Origin of the sequence: Janthinobacterium sp. LM6 (assembly GCF_002002885.1) — a bacterium.
Lineage (GTDB): Bacteria > Pseudomonadota > Gammaproteobacteria > Burkholderiales > Burkholderiaceae_D > Janthinobacterium > Janthinobacterium kumbetense.
Window position 1 is genome coordinate 2,358,946 of record NZ_CP019510.1, and the last position, 14,328, is coordinate 2,373,273.

Annotated in this window: 11 protein-coding genes and 2 tRNA genes; 2 read left to right on the top strand and 11 right to left on the bottom strand. The window is 66.4% G+C overall.

Annotated features, from left to right (window positions below; translation table 11 throughout):
* Positions 1-109 precede the first annotated feature (109 nt).
* The 5 genes from BZG29_RS10565 to BZG29_RS10585 all read right to left on the bottom strand — a co-directional run bounded on the left by BZG29_RS10565 (position 110) and on the right by BZG29_RS10585 (position 6,497).
* Positions 110-346, bottom strand: a complete 237-nt coding sequence (locus tag BZG29_RS10565; protein ID WP_077402076.1) for a hypothetical protein — start codon at positions 344-346, stop codon at positions 110-112.
* Positions 347-578: 232 nt separating this feature from the next.
* A complete protein-coding gene (locus BZG29_RS10570) occupies positions 579-2,243 on the bottom strand; it encodes an acid phosphatase (RefSeq protein ID WP_077402079.1) in 1,665 nt (554 codons plus the stop codon).
* 129 nt (positions 2,244-2,372) lie between these two features.
* A complete protein-coding gene (locus tag BZG29_RS10575; protein WP_077402082.1) occupies positions 2,373-4,868 on the bottom strand; it encodes a TonB-dependent receptor in 2,496 nt (831 codons plus the stop codon).
* A 101-nt stretch (positions 4,869-4,969) separates the two neighbouring features.
* Positions 4,970-5,977, bottom strand: a complete 1,008-nt coding sequence (locus BZG29_RS10580) for a FecR domain-containing protein (protein WP_150130858.1) — start codon at positions 5,975-5,977, stop codon at positions 4,970-4,972.
* Between the two features lies 1 nt (position 5,978).
* Positions 5,979-6,497, bottom strand: coding sequence for a sigma-70 family RNA polymerase sigma factor (locus BZG29_RS10585; RefSeq protein ID WP_077402088.1), 519 nt, complete (start codon positions 6,495-6,497; stop codon positions 5,979-5,981).
* A gap of 272 nt (positions 6,498-6,769) precedes the next feature.
* Between BZG29_RS10585 and BZG29_RS10590 the strand changes: the two genes are divergently transcribed.
* The gene (locus BZG29_RS10590) at positions 6,770-7,384 is read left to right on the top strand and encodes a hypothetical protein (protein ID WP_171984973.1); all 615 of its coding nucleotides are present in this window, start codon (positions 6,770-6,772) and stop codon (positions 7,382-7,384) included.
* Positions 7,385-7,448: 64 nt separating this feature from the next.
* On the opposite strand, the gene BZG29_RS10595 is transcribed toward BZG29_RS10590, so the two are convergent.
* From BZG29_RS10595 to BZG29_RS10615, 5 genes are all read right to left on the bottom strand, one after another.
* Positions 7,449-7,525: transfer RNA gene (locus BZG29_RS10595), tRNA-Met, on the bottom strand.
* A gap of 144 nt (positions 7,526-7,669) precedes the next feature.
* A tRNA-Met gene (locus tag BZG29_RS10600) sits at positions 7,670-7,746 on the bottom strand.
* 56 nt (positions 7,747-7,802) lie between these two features.
* Entirely contained in the window at positions 7,803-8,981 is a 1,179-nt protein-coding gene (locus tag BZG29_RS10605; RefSeq protein ID WP_077402094.1) for a class I SAM-dependent methyltransferase, read from the bottom strand.
* 58 nt (positions 8,982-9,039) lie between these two features.
* Positions 9,040-9,909, bottom strand: coding sequence for a hypothetical protein (locus tag BZG29_RS10610; protein WP_077402097.1), 870 nt, complete (start codon positions 9,907-9,909; stop codon positions 9,040-9,042).
* 60 nt (positions 9,910-9,969) lie between these two features.
* Entirely contained in the window at positions 9,970-10,179 is a 210-nt protein-coding gene (locus BZG29_RS10615; RefSeq protein WP_034755039.1) for a hypothetical protein, read from the bottom strand.
* A 178-nt stretch (positions 10,180-10,357) separates the two neighbouring features.
* Between BZG29_RS10615 and BZG29_RS28100 the strand changes: the two genes are divergently transcribed.
* The gene (locus tag BZG29_RS28100; RefSeq protein WP_171984974.1) at positions 10,358-10,525 is read left to right on the top strand and encodes a hypothetical protein; all 168 of its coding nucleotides are present in this window, start codon (positions 10,358-10,360) and stop codon (positions 10,523-10,525) included.
* Positions 10,526-10,541: 16 nt separating this feature from the next.
* Here BZG29_RS28100 and BZG29_RS10620 read toward each other — a convergent pair whose 3' ends face one another.
* Entirely contained in the window at positions 10,542-14,300 is a 3,759-nt protein-coding gene (locus BZG29_RS10620) for an AAA family ATPase (RefSeq protein ID WP_077402100.1), read from the bottom strand.
* Positions 14,301-14,328: the final 28 nt, after the last annotated feature.

Genomic DNA, 14,328 nt, shown 5'->3' on the forward strand with positions numbered 1-14,328 from the left:
AGGGGGCGGAGCCGGTAAAAAGCGGGTGGATGGGCACAGTCTACAGGCTTACGCCCTTGTGCGGATGGTGGTGTGGAAGCCGGCGGCAAACGGCCGCCGGCATGGGGTGTTAATTGTCGGGCGCCCAGATGGGCAAGCCGGTCAGATCGAGGCCGGCGTCGCGCGTCCACACGGGCAGGCCCGTGGCATCGGTCGGCTCCAGCAGTTCGAGCTGCACCTGCTTCAAGGCCACCTTGCGCGCGCGCGCGCGGCGCTGCGGTTCCGGCGCCGGCTCTGGCGCCTCGGGCGCTGGCGGCGGGCCGAAGCCGGGCAAGTCGATGGTGGCGTTGTCTTTTTTATCTCTCATTTCTGAACCTCTGGTCCCCGGCCGCGAAAAATGGCGCCGGGGAGCGGGCAAAAAGCTGTCCGCCATGTGAATACGCTTTAACTTCATCCACAAAACAAAAGCCCGGCTACTGGAGTCGGGCTCATTGTTGGGATAACCTGCAGGAAAACTTGTCCTGCGGATTTAAGTGCGGCACGCAGTGTATCACAGGCGGCCCTGGCTGTGGGACGCCCGTGACACCGATGCTATGGCCTTAACGGAAGCTCAGGGCCCCCGTCAGGTCGCCCGGCGGCAGCGCGCCGCGTGACGCGAACGCGTCGTTGCGCACTTTCAGGCCTTCGAGCAGCGGCAAGTCGTGCAGGCGCGTGATCAGGCGCAGGATCGACGTCGTGTCATAAAAACTGTGGTCGACGGCGCCTTTCTTCGCGTACGGCGAGACGACGATGGCGGGAATGCGCGTGCCCGGGCCCCAGCGGTCGCCCTTCGGCGGCGCCACGTGATCCCACCAGCCGCCGTTCTCATCGAATGTGATCACCACGATCATGTCTTTCCACTGCGGCGATTCCTTCAGATGCTGGATGACGTTGGCCACGTGCTGGTCGCCCGACTCGATGTCCGAATAACCGGCATGCAGGTTCAGATTGCCCTGCGGCTTGTAGAAGGTCACGGCCGGCAGCTTGCCCGCTACGGCCGCGGCCAGGAATTTGTTCGAAATCGGGCTGTCGCCCGTGCCGCCGTCGCGCAGGTGTTCGGCGCGCGCCGCGGTGCCAGGGGCGAACTGCTTGAAGTAGTTCAGCGGCTGGTGGTGGAACTGGAAGTTAGGCTTGCTGCCGCCGCCCTTGTGGTCGAGCGCAGCTTGCCAGCCGCCGCCATACCACGCCCAGCTGACGCCCTTGCGCGACAGCAGGTCGCCGATGGTGTCGTAGGTTTGCGGCGGCAGGGTATTCGCGTCGGCCGGGTCGGCGTGCAGCGGGTCGCCGTCGAAGGCCGGGCGGATGTAGCTCGGTTGATATGGCGGCGCCATGGTGTTGACGGCATAGCCGTCCGGCGTGAGGGCGCCGTCGTTCACGTATTTCGGCTTGCCGTCCAGCGCGGAGGCGGGGCAGTCGGGCGAGATGGCCAGGCGCACGCCTTGCGGGCCGTCTGACAGCACGGCGATCTTTTTTTTCGCCGCCGTCTCGGAAGCATTGAAATATTCGTTGGCGCGGCCCGTGACGAGGAACTGGTGATTCATGTAGGAGCCGCCGAAGGCCGCCATGAAGAAGTTGTCGCACAAGGTGTACTGTTCGGCGATCTGCCACAGGTTCAGGTTTTTCGACGTTTCGCCGTAGTGGCCCATCACCAGGCCGCCGCTGTCGGCCCACGCGGCAAAGCCGTCGTTCTTGCCGCCGTTGATCTGCATCTGGTTGTTATAGAAGCGGTGCACGAGGTCGCGCGTGATGATGCTCTCGGGCAGGGGCTTGCCGGCCGCGTCGCTCAATTTGTAGGGCGCGTTCGGCAGGCCGGAAATCTGGTCTTCCTTGATCAGGTAATCGATGCCGCCGATATTCTGCTGGTTCGGCACCAGGCCGCCCCAGATCTTCGGCAGGGTGGCCAGCGGCTTGCCGTCGCGGTCCAGTTGCTGCGCCTGTTCCGCCGTGACGGCGGACAGGGGCGCGCTGGTGCCGGGGAAATTGGCAAACAGGTTGTTGAAGCTGCGGTTTTCCAGGTAGATCACGACCACGTTCTTGACGTGCGCCTTGAGTTTCGCGTCGAGCGAGCCCTTGGCGATGGTTTTTTTTGTTGGCGCGGCGTCGGCCAGCGCCGGCAGGCTGGCGGCCAGGCCGACTGCGGAAGCGGCCTGGAAAATGCGCCGGCGCGCGGGATTGGCGGGTTGATCGGCCGGATCGGCTGGCAGGGCGGGGGCGAGGTCCTTCACACATTCTCCTTGGGTGTCTCTATGGGCACGGGCGTTGGCGGCAATGGCCGGCAACGCCCGTGAAGCGGGAAAATTGTATCACCGGCCCCGCGGCAATGTGAAATATTCAGCCCGGCCCTTGCCCTGGCTTTAGAACTGATAGCGCACGGTCAACGCCACCTTGCGCGCCGGGCCATGCATGCCCGACAACCACCAGTCCGACACGGAAGCCGTGTACTGCTTGTCGAACAGGTTGGCCACGTTGACGGTGGCCGACAGCTTGTCGCTGACGTCGTAGCGCGCCATCAGGCTGGCCACCGAGTACGCCTTCTGTTCCCAGTGCAGGGTGCGGTTGACCTGCCACGCATCGATGTCGGAATACACGCGGCTTTGCCAGTTCATGCCGCCGCCCACAGTCAGGCGCTTGAATTCGCCGGGCAGGCGGTAAGTGGTCCACAGTTTCACCAGGTGGCGCGGGAAGGTGGTCAGGATGGCCTTGCCCGCATTGTCTTCCGTCTGGCTGTACGACCACGATGCCGAGATGTTCCAGTCCGGCGTCAGTGCGCCCGTCGCTTCCAGGTCCACGCCCTGGGTTTTGGCACCCTTGATGGCGCGGTTGGCGGAAATCTTTGTGCCAGGCACGTAGTAACCTGGATCCGACTCGGCCAGATTGTTCTGGCGAATCTGGTACAGCGCGGCGGCCGTGTTCAGGCGGCCATCGAACCAGCCGCTCTTGACGCCTGCTTCCAGGGTCTTGCCTTCGCGCGGTGCCAGCAGCTTGCCGTAGCGGTCTTGCGATGCTTGCGGCTGATAGATGGTGGAATAACTGGCGTAGGCGCTGTGCGTGCCGTCGATGTCGAACACCAGGCCGCCATACGGCGTGACGACGCGGCTTTCCGAGGCTGGCGCCGCGTTGTAATAGGACTCGGCAGGCGTGTCCGAGATGTAATTTTCGTCGTAGCGCAGCACTTTTGCCCCGGCGATCAATTTCAGGCGCTCGGAGAGATGGAGGCGCGTGGCGGCATACACGCTGGCCTGGCGGCGCGTGCTGTCGTTGGTGCCATAGGTGCCGCCAAACACGGGCGTCGCCGTGCGATTCCAGCGGTACAGGTTGACAGGCGTGCGCTCGATGCCATTGTCGAAACGTGCATCCGTCGTGCTTTGAAATTCGCTGTAGTCCATGCCCAGCACCAGTTCGTGCTGGCGGCCGAATGCGCCGAAGGGGCCGCGCACGTTGACGTCCACGCTGTTGACCTGGAGCTGGTAGTCGCGGTAGTCGGCGTTCAGGCGCAGGCCATCGCCCGTGGCCTGGTTGGGCAAGCCGCCGCTGACGTTCAGGTAGACGGAGCGCTCTTCCTGCGACGACTGCACGCGGTTGGCCGAGATTTTCAGCTTCCAGTCGTTCGCCAGCGCGTGTTCCACAGTGGCGAAGACGTCGGTCGAATTGGTGTCGAAGCGATTCGACGTGGCTGCCGGGCTGAAGGAGCGGGGCAGGTTCGTCATGTTGCCATTGCTGTAGAACAGGGGAAAGCCCAGGTAGGACAGGGATCCGTTCGAGCGCTTGCGCTGGTGCGTGACGCCGGCCGTCAGTTTCGTGTCGGCGGACAGGTCCGCCTCGAGCACGCCGTAGACCACTTTCTTGTCGCGGCTGTAGCCGTCGACGATGCTGTCGCCTTCCTCGTACACCGTCACCAGGCGGCCGCGCACCGTGCCCGCGTCGTTGAGCGGGCCGGCAACGTCGGCCATGGCGCGCCGCTCATCGTGGGAACCCAGCTCGCCTTCGACGGACGCCTGGAATTGCGCCGTCGGCTTCTTGCGCACCATGTTGATGGCGCCCGAGGCATCGCCCGCGCCCGTCATCAGGCCCGAGGCGCCGCGCAGCACTTCGATGCGGTCGTACAGCGCCATGTCGGCCAGGCTTTGCGACGGTATCGCATTGAGGCCCATGGTTTCCGAGTGCGTGCTGACGCCATCGAGCTGGTAATTGCTGATCGAATAGCCGCGCGAAGTAAAGCCCGTGCGTTCGCTGCCCAGCGAATACAGCGTGATGCCCGGCGTTTGCGCCATCACTTGCGCGATGGTGCTCAAGCCCTGGTCCTGCATGCGCTGCTGCGTGATGACGCTGACCGACTGCGGCGTTTCCCGGATCGACAGGCCCAGTGGCGTGGCCGTGGCGATCGGCAGGGTGGAGACATACGCGCCCGAGCCTTCGGTGGCATCCTGCTGCGCCTTGACCGACACTTCCGGCATCATCGACAGCGCTTCGCCGCCCGCCGCGGCATCGGCCGGGCGCAGCACATAGCTGCCGTTGGCGCTGCGCTCGGCCTTCAGGCCCGTGCCGCGCAGCACGCCGTTCAGGGCGGCCAGCACGTCGTGGCGGCCGCTCAAGCCGGCCGACGTCTTGCCGCGCGTCTGCTCCGGCGTGAAGCTGAGGATGACCCGCGACTGGCTGGCGACCTGGCGCAGCGCCGCCGCCAGGTCGCCGGCCGGCACCTGGAAGTCGAGGCTGGCCGCTGGCGCTGCCGCGCTTTCCTGCGCCAGGGCTGGCGCCTGGGCGTTCAGCAGCAGGGCCGAACCGATGAAGACGAGTTGAATGGCATGCGCCATGCGCTTGATGCGCGGCTTGGAGTGAATGGCAAGAGACATGGTTACCTTGTGGTGTAGTCGTCAAAAAGGACGTTGCCTACACAGGTCACGCGAGAAGCGAAAGCGGGTACCTTTTTTTGCGTCGGCCTCAAAATAAATGCTCAGCGCCGTTGGCGCGCTTCCACCTGCACCCAGTAGCGCGTGCGCAGGCGCACGTCCACCGGCAGGGAGTCGGGCAGCGACAGCAGCACGGCATCCAGGTCGGCCAGCGGGAAGACGCCGGAAATGCGCAGGCCGGCGACGGCGTCGTCGCAGCCCAGCAAACCGTGGCGGTAGCGGCTCAATTCATGCAGGAAGTCGCGCAGCGGCATGGCGTCGGCCAGCAGCAAGCCCCGGCGCCAGGCCCAGATGTCGGGCGAAACGGCGTGCGCCGGCAAGACCTGCTGCGCCGTCATGCCGCCGCCCTGGCCCGCACGGAGGAGCAGATTGCCGTCGCCCTGGCGCGGCATCAGCCGGACGGCGCCTTCTTCGACGGCGACCTCGGTGCTGCCGCCCGCCTGGCGCACCGAGTAGCGCGTGCCCAGCGCCTGCGCGCGGCCATGCGCCGTTTCGACGAGGAAGGGGCGGTAGGGCATGCCCGTTTCGCGGGCGGTGGCGATGAAGACTTCGCCCTGCAGCAGTTGCAGCAGCCGCTGCGTGCCCGTGTAGCGGATGTTGACGGCGCTGCCGCTGTTCAGGTGCAAACGGGTGCCGTCGGGCAGGGTTAGCTCGCGGCGTTCGCCCACGCCGGTGGAGAGGTCGGCCAGCGCGGCACGGGCAAAGTCGGGCGCGTATTCCGAGCGCGCGCCGAACCAGCCCGTGAGGCCGATGGTCGATGCCCACGCCAGCAACCGCAGGCTGCTGCGCCGCGAGACCGGGGGCGCGGTGGGACGTTGCAGCAGCGCCTTGCGGCTGGCCTGCGCATCGAGTTCGCGCAAGCCGCCGCTGACGCTTTCGATGTGCTGCCACGCGCGTTCGTGGTCGGGATGCGCCTGGCGCCACTGCTGCCAGGCCGTTTTTTCCGCCGGCGTGGCGGCGCCGCTCATCAGGGTGGCCAGCCATTCGGCCGCCTGCATGGCGACGGCCAGGTCGATGGGCTGGCCCTGGGCGTAGACGGTGGCGCCGCGCATGTCAGGGCGCGGCAAAATCGGGCACGGCAAAAAAGCACAGCAGGTTGGCCTTGCTCAGGTATTTTTTGACGGAATGCGTGGTGGTGCCCAGTTCGGCGGCGATCTCGGCATAGGTCATGCCGTCCAGGTGGGCCAGCAGGAAGGCGGCCCTGGCCTTGGCGGAAAGCTGGTCCAGCGCGCGGTCGACCAGTTGCAGCGATTCGAGCAGGAGGGACATCGCTTCCGGCGACGGCGCGCACGCTTGCGGCTGCAGCAGCAGGGCGTCGAGGTAGGCCCGTTCCAGCGCTTCGCGGCGGCAGTGGTTGGCCAGCAGGCGCTTGGCGATGGTGGCCAGGAAAGGGCGCGGCTGCGCGATCCCGGCACTGCTGCGCGCAACGAAGATCTTCAGGAAGGTATCCTGCGCCAGGTCGCCCGCCAGCCCCGCATCGTGCAGGCGGCGCTTCAGCCAATGCAGCAGCCAGGAGTGGTGCTCGGCATACAGCGACTGGAAATCGGACGACGGGGAAGGGGCGGACAGCATGCGTACGGGATGGCTTAATCTAAATGAGAATTGTTCTCATGATAGCGTAGCGGCGCCCGCCAGGCAATCGGGAAAACGCGGCGTTGTTGAAATGCGACTGCGCGTCCCAGTCGTGTGCGGTGGTGGATTTGCGCCCGCGCACGGCAGATGTAAAAGTTTCCTTGGCGCAAGCTTTCATGTGAGAAAATGCGGGCTGTCGATGTGGTGCGGAGCGAAAAATGATGTGGATGGTTGGCGGTGCCCTGGTTCTCCTGGTCGCCAGATTCTTATGGTTGGCCTTTTTTCACCGGGTCAACGCGATGTCGCGCCAGGCGGAACTGATGAACTGGCTCGACATCGGCCGGGTGTCGAATGCCGATGGCGGCAAGGATATTCTGTTGGCGAGAAACGAGCGCGGCGCCCGGATCGACTGGCGCACGGGCGAGGTCTGGCTGATGAATCCGAAGGTAGAGGAGCCGTTTGCCGATTTCCTCGCCGTCGAGCGCTGGCTGACCTTGCGCGACATGCCGCCGGCGGACAAGCCGGCCGCAGCCGCTCCTGCGCCTGCGGAGCCGGAACCGGAGGCGGCGCCGGACGCCGGACCCGTGCGCGATACCTTGCCGGCCTTCCAGCAAAAGGTCGATGCGTGTCTGGCCAAGGCGGAAGGCGGCCAGGAATTGCTGGAAACCAAGCAGGCGTTCGAGGCGGGCAGCGAGCCTTACCTTGAAGCGTCGACGGAATTGAGCAAGACCGCGCTGGAGCTGGAAGTGTCGCCCGCCATGGTGGCCACGTTTCATATCAGCGCCTTTGCCGCGCTGGCCGAAACGGCGGGAGCCGACAAGCTGGAACGGGTGGCGGCCAGCCTGCATGCGGCGGCCAGGCAGATCAGGGCCAGCGTCGCCGCGTGAGCGGGCCAGGCCTGGAATGAAAAAACCGCTGACTCCCTTGCAGGAATCAGCGGTTTTTATGTATTGGTTGCGGGGACAGGATTTGAACCTGTGACCTTCGGGTTATGAGCCCGACGAGCTGCCAGACTGCTCCACCCCGCAGACGAATTATAACCGAGTTTGCTGCATTGCGAAAGAGCGGATGGAAATGGAGGATATTTGGCTTGCAGGATGGCCATTGAGATACCGCGCCGCAATGGAAAAAGCCGCTGATTCTCTTGCAAGAATCAGCGGCTTTTCGGTATCTGGTTGCGGGGACAGGATTTGAACCTGTGACCTTCGGGTTATGAGCCCGACGAGCTGCCAGACTGCTCCACCCCGCAGGCGAATTATAGCGGGGTTTGCTGCAATGCGCAATGGCCGGGTTTCAGACCCTGGATTATGCCGCCGCCAGGCGCCACAGCGAGGTGATTTCCTGCGAGCGGGCCGCATGCAGGCTGTCCGTCGCATCCTGCGCGCGCGGGTGCGTGGGTTTTACGTCCAGGCGGTCGACGACCTTCAAGCCCGCCTGCGCTATCCATTCCAGCAATTGCGCGCGCGGGCGCAGGCCCAGGTGCTCGGCCAGGTCGGACAAAATCAGCCAGCCTTCGCCGCTTGGCTCCAGGTGGTCGGCCAGGCCGGCGAGGAAACCGCGCAGCATGCGGCTGTCCGGGTCGTAGACGGCGTATTCGATCGGCGAGCTGGGGCGGGCCGGCAGCCAGGGCGGATTGCATACGACGAGCGGGGCGCGGCCGGCGGGGAACAGGTCGGCCTGCACCACCTCGACCTTGTCGATCAAGTCGAGGCGGGCCAGGTTTTCGCGCGCGCAGGACAGGGCGCGCGGGTCCTGGTCGGTGGCAACGATGCGCTGAATGCCGCGCTGCGCCAGCACGGCGGCCAGCACGCCCGTGCCGGTGCCGATATCGAAGGCCAGCTTGGCGCGCGCGGGCAGCGGCGCGTCGGCCACCAGGCCCACGTATTCGCCGCGGATGGGCGCGAACACGCCGTAATGCGGATGGATGCGCTGGCCCAGGGCCGGCAGTTCCACGCCCGTGCGGCGCCATTCATGCGCGCCGATCAGGCCCAGCAGTTCGCGCAGCGAGGCGACGAACGGCTCTTCGCCGCGGCCATATGCTTCATTGCACGCCAGTTTCACGTCCGGCGCGCGGCGCAGCGGGATCGTGTAATCGGCATCGAAAGGCAGCAGCAGCATGGCCAGGGTGCGGGCGCGCTGCGACTGGGCCTGGCGGTGCAGATGGAAGGCTTCCGTGGCCGATGGTTCCGGCTTGGCCAGTTTGGCGGCCTTGGCCTTCTTGCTCGGCTTGTCGTTCTTGTGGTCGGCGCGCCGCGCCAGCGCCTGCAGCAGCTGGCGCGCGTTCTGGAAGTCGCCGCGCCACAGCATGGCCGTGCCTTCGCAGGCCAGGCGGTAAGCCTGGTCGGCCGTCGTGCGGTCGTCGGCGATGACGACGCGCTTGGGCGGCGGCATGCCGCTTTCCGAGCGCCAGCGGGCCGAATGCTCGGCGCCGTTTTCGCTCCAGTGGATCTGCGGATGAACGGTAGGTGAAGAAGTGTCGGACATGGGATTCAATCGATAGAAGGGGGCGCGCGGCATGGTCGCCTGCGCAGGCCGTCTTCCATTATACGTCGCCGGCCGTGCTGCCAGCGGGGGCCGTGCCATAGGCGAGTGCCAGCGCGCGGGCGCGCGCCTGCTCTTCCGGCGTGGTTTCCACGGCTTGCCTGTCGACTTTGGCGGTCTCGGTGGCATGGTCCGGCTGCACCAGCTTGAGCAAACGCAAGCTCAGGCTGCCCGCCAGGTCGCCATCCTTGCCGCTGGCGCCATCGGCGTTGCTGTTGACATTGTTATTAAAAATGTTGCTTTGCAATTGTTGACCCAGCAGTTCGAACAGGTCGTGCAGACTGCCGCCGAAGTGCGTGGCGGGCAATTCTTTGGCGGGCGGGGCGGCGTCATCGGATGATGTGGCTTCCGGCGTTTCACCTTGCGTTTGCGCAAATGCGCCCGCACTGATGTTCGATTGATATTGCACTTCCACTTCGAAGTCGAAGGTCTGGCCATCGGCCGTGGTGATCTTGCCCTTGCCGATGAAATGGGCGTTTTCATCGAGGCTGAAGGCGGCGGCGCGGCTGCTGGCGCCTGCGCCCGAGACGCTGGCGCTGCCGCTGCTGAAGCTGGAACCGGCCTGCAGGTCGACGGAATCGAAGGCAACGCTGGCGCCGTCGCCGAACAGCTGGCGCGTCATGGTGGAAAGAAAATCCTGCGCCACGTCGACCGTGGCGTTGCCCAGCGCATCGGTCCGTTGCGACAATCCCTTGGCCGACAGGTCCAGGCCATTTTTCGACAGCGCCACCACGTCTTGCGCCGTGCGCTGCATCAGGGGCGCAGCGGCCAGGCCGGTGGCGCCGGCGCCCGCTTTTTGCGGCGCCTGTCCTGCCAGGGGATTGGCTGCGGGCTGGCGCGAGCCGGAAAGGAGGGCGGGGAGCTGGGACATGGTGGGTTCAAATGGGGGAGATAGGCGAATTAACGGCACTATCGCCCCATTCTTTAACCATTAGTGGTGGTGCGACCAGCTACCGTCTGCCGATTCCAGGTAGGACTTGACGGCATCGGCCTGGCCCGTGGCGTGACGCTTGAGTTCGCCGCATGCGCAAATGCCCTGATACGGCTGGATATGCGAGCAGGCGGAGACTTTTTGCAGGTAAACCTGCATGGATTTGTGACATTTTACGCACTTGAAGGTGAGGCTGCGGGCGGCTTTCATGGGGTTCCTTGAACTGTTGCGGGGCGTAGAGTTCGTCTACGCGAAGGCGGCGATTTTAACGCACTCCGGTCATCGTTACACGTTGTTGCATCTGCGCCACGCGGACGTCAACTGAATCCGCGCCGTGACGTTGAACGTATATAGGAGGTCGTCTGACCGCCATTGAAGAGGTAGCACCATGGACAAGCGTGACAAGGAAAAGCCTGTACAGCCCGCCAAGGAGCTGGTGAGAAAATGGTTGAAAGCGGAGCTGGAACAGCGCCGGCCCCCGCCCGACCCCGAGCAGATCCGCCGCGAACTGGGCTGGGATTTGCTCAGGCTGGGACGCGAACCGCTAGCTCGATGACGCCTTTGCCACGCCGTTAGCGCACCGTCACCACGCTCTTGCCGCCTGACCCCGGTTGCACGAGGATACGGGTGGCGATGCGCTCCGTCATTTCCTGCACGTGCGAGATGACGCCCACCTTGCGTCCCATCGCTTGCAGGCCGTCGAGCGCATCCATGGCCACGCGCAGGGTTTCCGTGTCCAGGCTGCCGAAGCCCTCGTCGATGAACAGCGATTCCACGCGCACGCGGTTCGAGGACAGCGAGGCCAGGCCCAGCGCCAGGGCCAGCGAGACGAGGAACGATTCGCCGCCCGACAGCGAATGCACGGAGCGCAGCTCGCCGCCCATGTCCTGGTCGCGCACCATCAGGCCCAGCGACGGATTGTTCGGGTTGTCGATGCGTTCGAGCTGATAGCGGCGCGCCAGGTGGTTCAGGTGCGCGTTGGCATAGCCGAGCAGCACTTCTAGGGTGAATTGCTGCGCGTAGTTGCGGAATTTCTTGCCGTCGGCCGAGCCGATCAGTTCATTCAGGCTGGCCCAGCGCCGCTCGATGACGGCTTGCGCCTCGATTTGCGCCAGCATCGCTTGCGCGCTGTGGCGCCTGGCGTCGTCCTGCGCGATGGCCAGGCGCAGTCGCGTCGCTTCCTGGTTGGCCGCCTGGCGTTCGGCGCCAAGCGCGTCTAGCGCCGCCTGCAACACGGCCTCGTCCATTTCCACTGCCTCCGGCGGCTGCTGCACGTGCGCGGCCAGTTGCTGCCGGCGCTCGGCCAGCACGGAAACGGCCACCGTGTGGCGGTCGGCGATCGCTTGCAGGGCATCGCGCTCGGCGCGCATGGCGTCCATGGGGATGGCCAGGCGCGCGCGCAGCTCGTCGAGCGTGGCGGGCGCGTGGCCGGAGTGACGCTGCCGGAACTGCTGCAGCCAGTCGTGCAGGGCGACGGTGGCGCCGTGTTCCTGTTCGCGCAGGGCGGCCAGGCGCTGCGACAACTGTGCGCACGCTTCGTCGAGGCGCGCGCGCTGCTGGCTGGCCGCGTGGGCTGCCGCCTGCTGCTGCGCCAGCTGGTCTTTGGCCTGCGCGATGGCCGCCGCCAGGCTGCGTTCCACCTCGGCCACGCTCTGGCCCTGCCACAGCGCGTTGCGCTCCGCTTGCAGTGTCGTGCGCTGTTTGTCGGCGGCGGCAAAGGCGGCGTGGGATTCCTGCGCCGCTTGCCGTGCCTTGCCGGCGGCCAGCTGCGCTGCTGCCAGCTGCGCGGCCAGGGTCGCTAGCGCGTGGCCGCGCTGGTCCTGGTCCGCCTGCTGTTTCAGCCATTGCCGGCTTTCCGCTTCGCGCGCCGCGCGGAAGGCGGCGGGGCCGGCGCGCCAGCTGTCTTTCCAGCCTTCGGCGCCTTCCACGTCGGCAAACGCGGCATCGAGCTGCGCCAGCAAGCCGTCAAGCGCGCCGCGCGACGTTTCCGCCTTGTCCAGACTGGCCGCCTGCTGTGCCTGCAATTGCGCCAGACGCGTCTGCATTTCGGCGACGGCGCTTGTGCAGCGCGCGTGTACGGCGCTGGCCAGTTCGTGCGCCGCCTGCGCCTGCTCGCGCCGCGCGCCGGCCTGGCGCAGCGCCTCCTCCTGCTGCGCCAGCGCTTGCAGGGCTGCCGTATTGGCCGCCAGCTGCTGCGCGAACCAGTCCGCGCGCTGGTGTGCCGGCGGCAGTTGCAGGGTGTCCGCATGCGGCTGCCATTGCGCGTTCAAGCTGTCGATGGCGGGCGGCAGGACGGCCAATTCCGCATCCGTCTGCGCCTGTTCCCGCGCGGTCGCGGCCAGCGCCGCCCTGTGCGTGGCGAGTTGCTCCAGATTGCCGCGCGCCTGTGCGCGGCAGGCCAGGACTTCATCCTGCAAGCTGGCCAGCATCGCCTGCAAGGCGTCGTCGGCGTGGCTGTAAGGGTGATCGAGTGCGCCGCAGACGGGGCAGGGCTGTTCGTCCTGCAAGGTGGCGCGCAATTGCTCCACGCTGGCCGCGCATGCCGCTTCCGCCCTTTTCAAGGATTTTTCCGCTTGCGCCAGGGCCGCTTCCAGCAGCGCCGTTTGTGCCGCCTGCACCGCCAGCGCCGTCGTTTCCGTTTGCGCGGCTTGCGCCAGTTGCGCCGCCCTCGCTTGTCCGTGCGCCAGCTCCTGCTGCTTGCGCGCCAGCTCCGTCCACGTCTTTTCCGCCGCATTCAGTTGGCGCGCATGGTCTTCCAGCTGGCCGCGCTGTTGCTGCAGCAGCTGTCCATCGATGGCTTGCACGGCGCACTGCGCCTCGCGCCGCTGCGCATCGTGCGCGGCGAGCGTGGCGGCGGCAGCCGCCAACGCGGCCTGTGCCTCCTGGTCCGCGGCGCCTGCCGCGCGCACCAGCTGCGCCGCTTCGGCCGCCCTGGCGTCGGCCGCATCGGCTTGCGCGGCCGCCTGGCCGGCCTGGGCGAACAGCTGGTCCGACAATTGCCACGACGCGGCCAGCGCTTGCCAGTGCTGGTGCGACGTCAGCCACAGGCGGCCCGTTTCCTGCTCCGCCTGCATGGCGTGCTGGTGCTGCTGCAGCTCGTGCAAGGTGGCGCGCGCCGTCTCGTTGGCCTGGTCGGCCGCCAGTGCGCCATCCTGCGCCTGGCGGTGCGCTGGCAAGTGTGCCGCAATGCCGGCATCGAGCGCCTTGGCTTGATCGAGCCGGGGCGCCGCGTCGCGCTGCGCCGCTTCCCTGGCTTGCAAGGCCGCCGCCGCCAGCTGCACGCTGGCGGTCAGTTGCGTTTCGCTGGCCACGGCTTGCGCCGCGTGCGCGCGCGACGCTTCCAGTGCGGCGCCGGTGCCTGAGATGTCGTTCGCCAGGCGCGCCACGTCGTCGATGAGGGGACGCGCCGGCTGCAGCAATTCCCACTGCGCCAGCGCCGTGCGGCGCTCGTCGGCGGCGGCCCGTTCGGCATCCGCGCCATCGAGCGCCGCTTGCGCCGCCGTTACCTGGTTTTGCAGCTTGTGCGTCTCGTGGTGCCAGCGCTGCTGCAGCTCCAGCACCGCCTTGCGCAAGTCGATGGTGTGCAGGGCCGCTTCGGCGGCCTCACCCAGCGTGGCCGTTTCAGCACGTTCTTCCGGCGACAATGGCCGCTGGTCGGCCAGTTTTTCGCCCAGGCGTTCGAGCACCTGCTTTTCCTTTTTTGCCCGCTCGAAGGCGCGCATGGAAATGTCGGTATAGATGCTGCTGCCCGTCAGAGTTTCCAGCAACTCTCCCCGTTCATTGTCTTCCGTCTTGAGGAACGTGGAAAACTCGTTCTGCGCCAGCAGCACGGCGCGCGTAAATTGGTCGAACGACAGGCCGATGCGCTTTTCGATCTCTTCCTTGACTTCCGTCTTGGTGCCGCCGATGGGTTGCAGTGCTGGCAGCTGGTGCAAGCTCATGGCGGTCGCCTGCAGCGCCCCTTCGGCCTTCGTGCGCGAGCGGCGCACGCTCCAGCGCGCGCGGTAGCTGGCGCCGTCGTTGCCGACAAAGTCCACCTGCGCGTAACCTTCGGGCGTGCCGCGGCGCAGCAGGGTGCGCGTATCCTGGGCGTTGACGGTTTCCTTGCCCACGTCGGGCAGGGCGCTGCCCCGGCCCAGCACCTTCAACAGGCGCGGCGTGGCGTCGTACAGGGCCAGGCACAGCGCGTCGAGCAGGGTGCTCTTGCCCGCGCCGGTGGGCCCGCTGATGGCGAACAGGCCGGCGGACGCCAGCGGCTCCTGCTGGAAGTCGACTTCAAATTCGCCGGCCAGCGAAGCCAGGTTCTTGCCGCTGATTTTGAGGATTTTCATGCTGGTCTTTATGCTGGTGCAGTCGCCG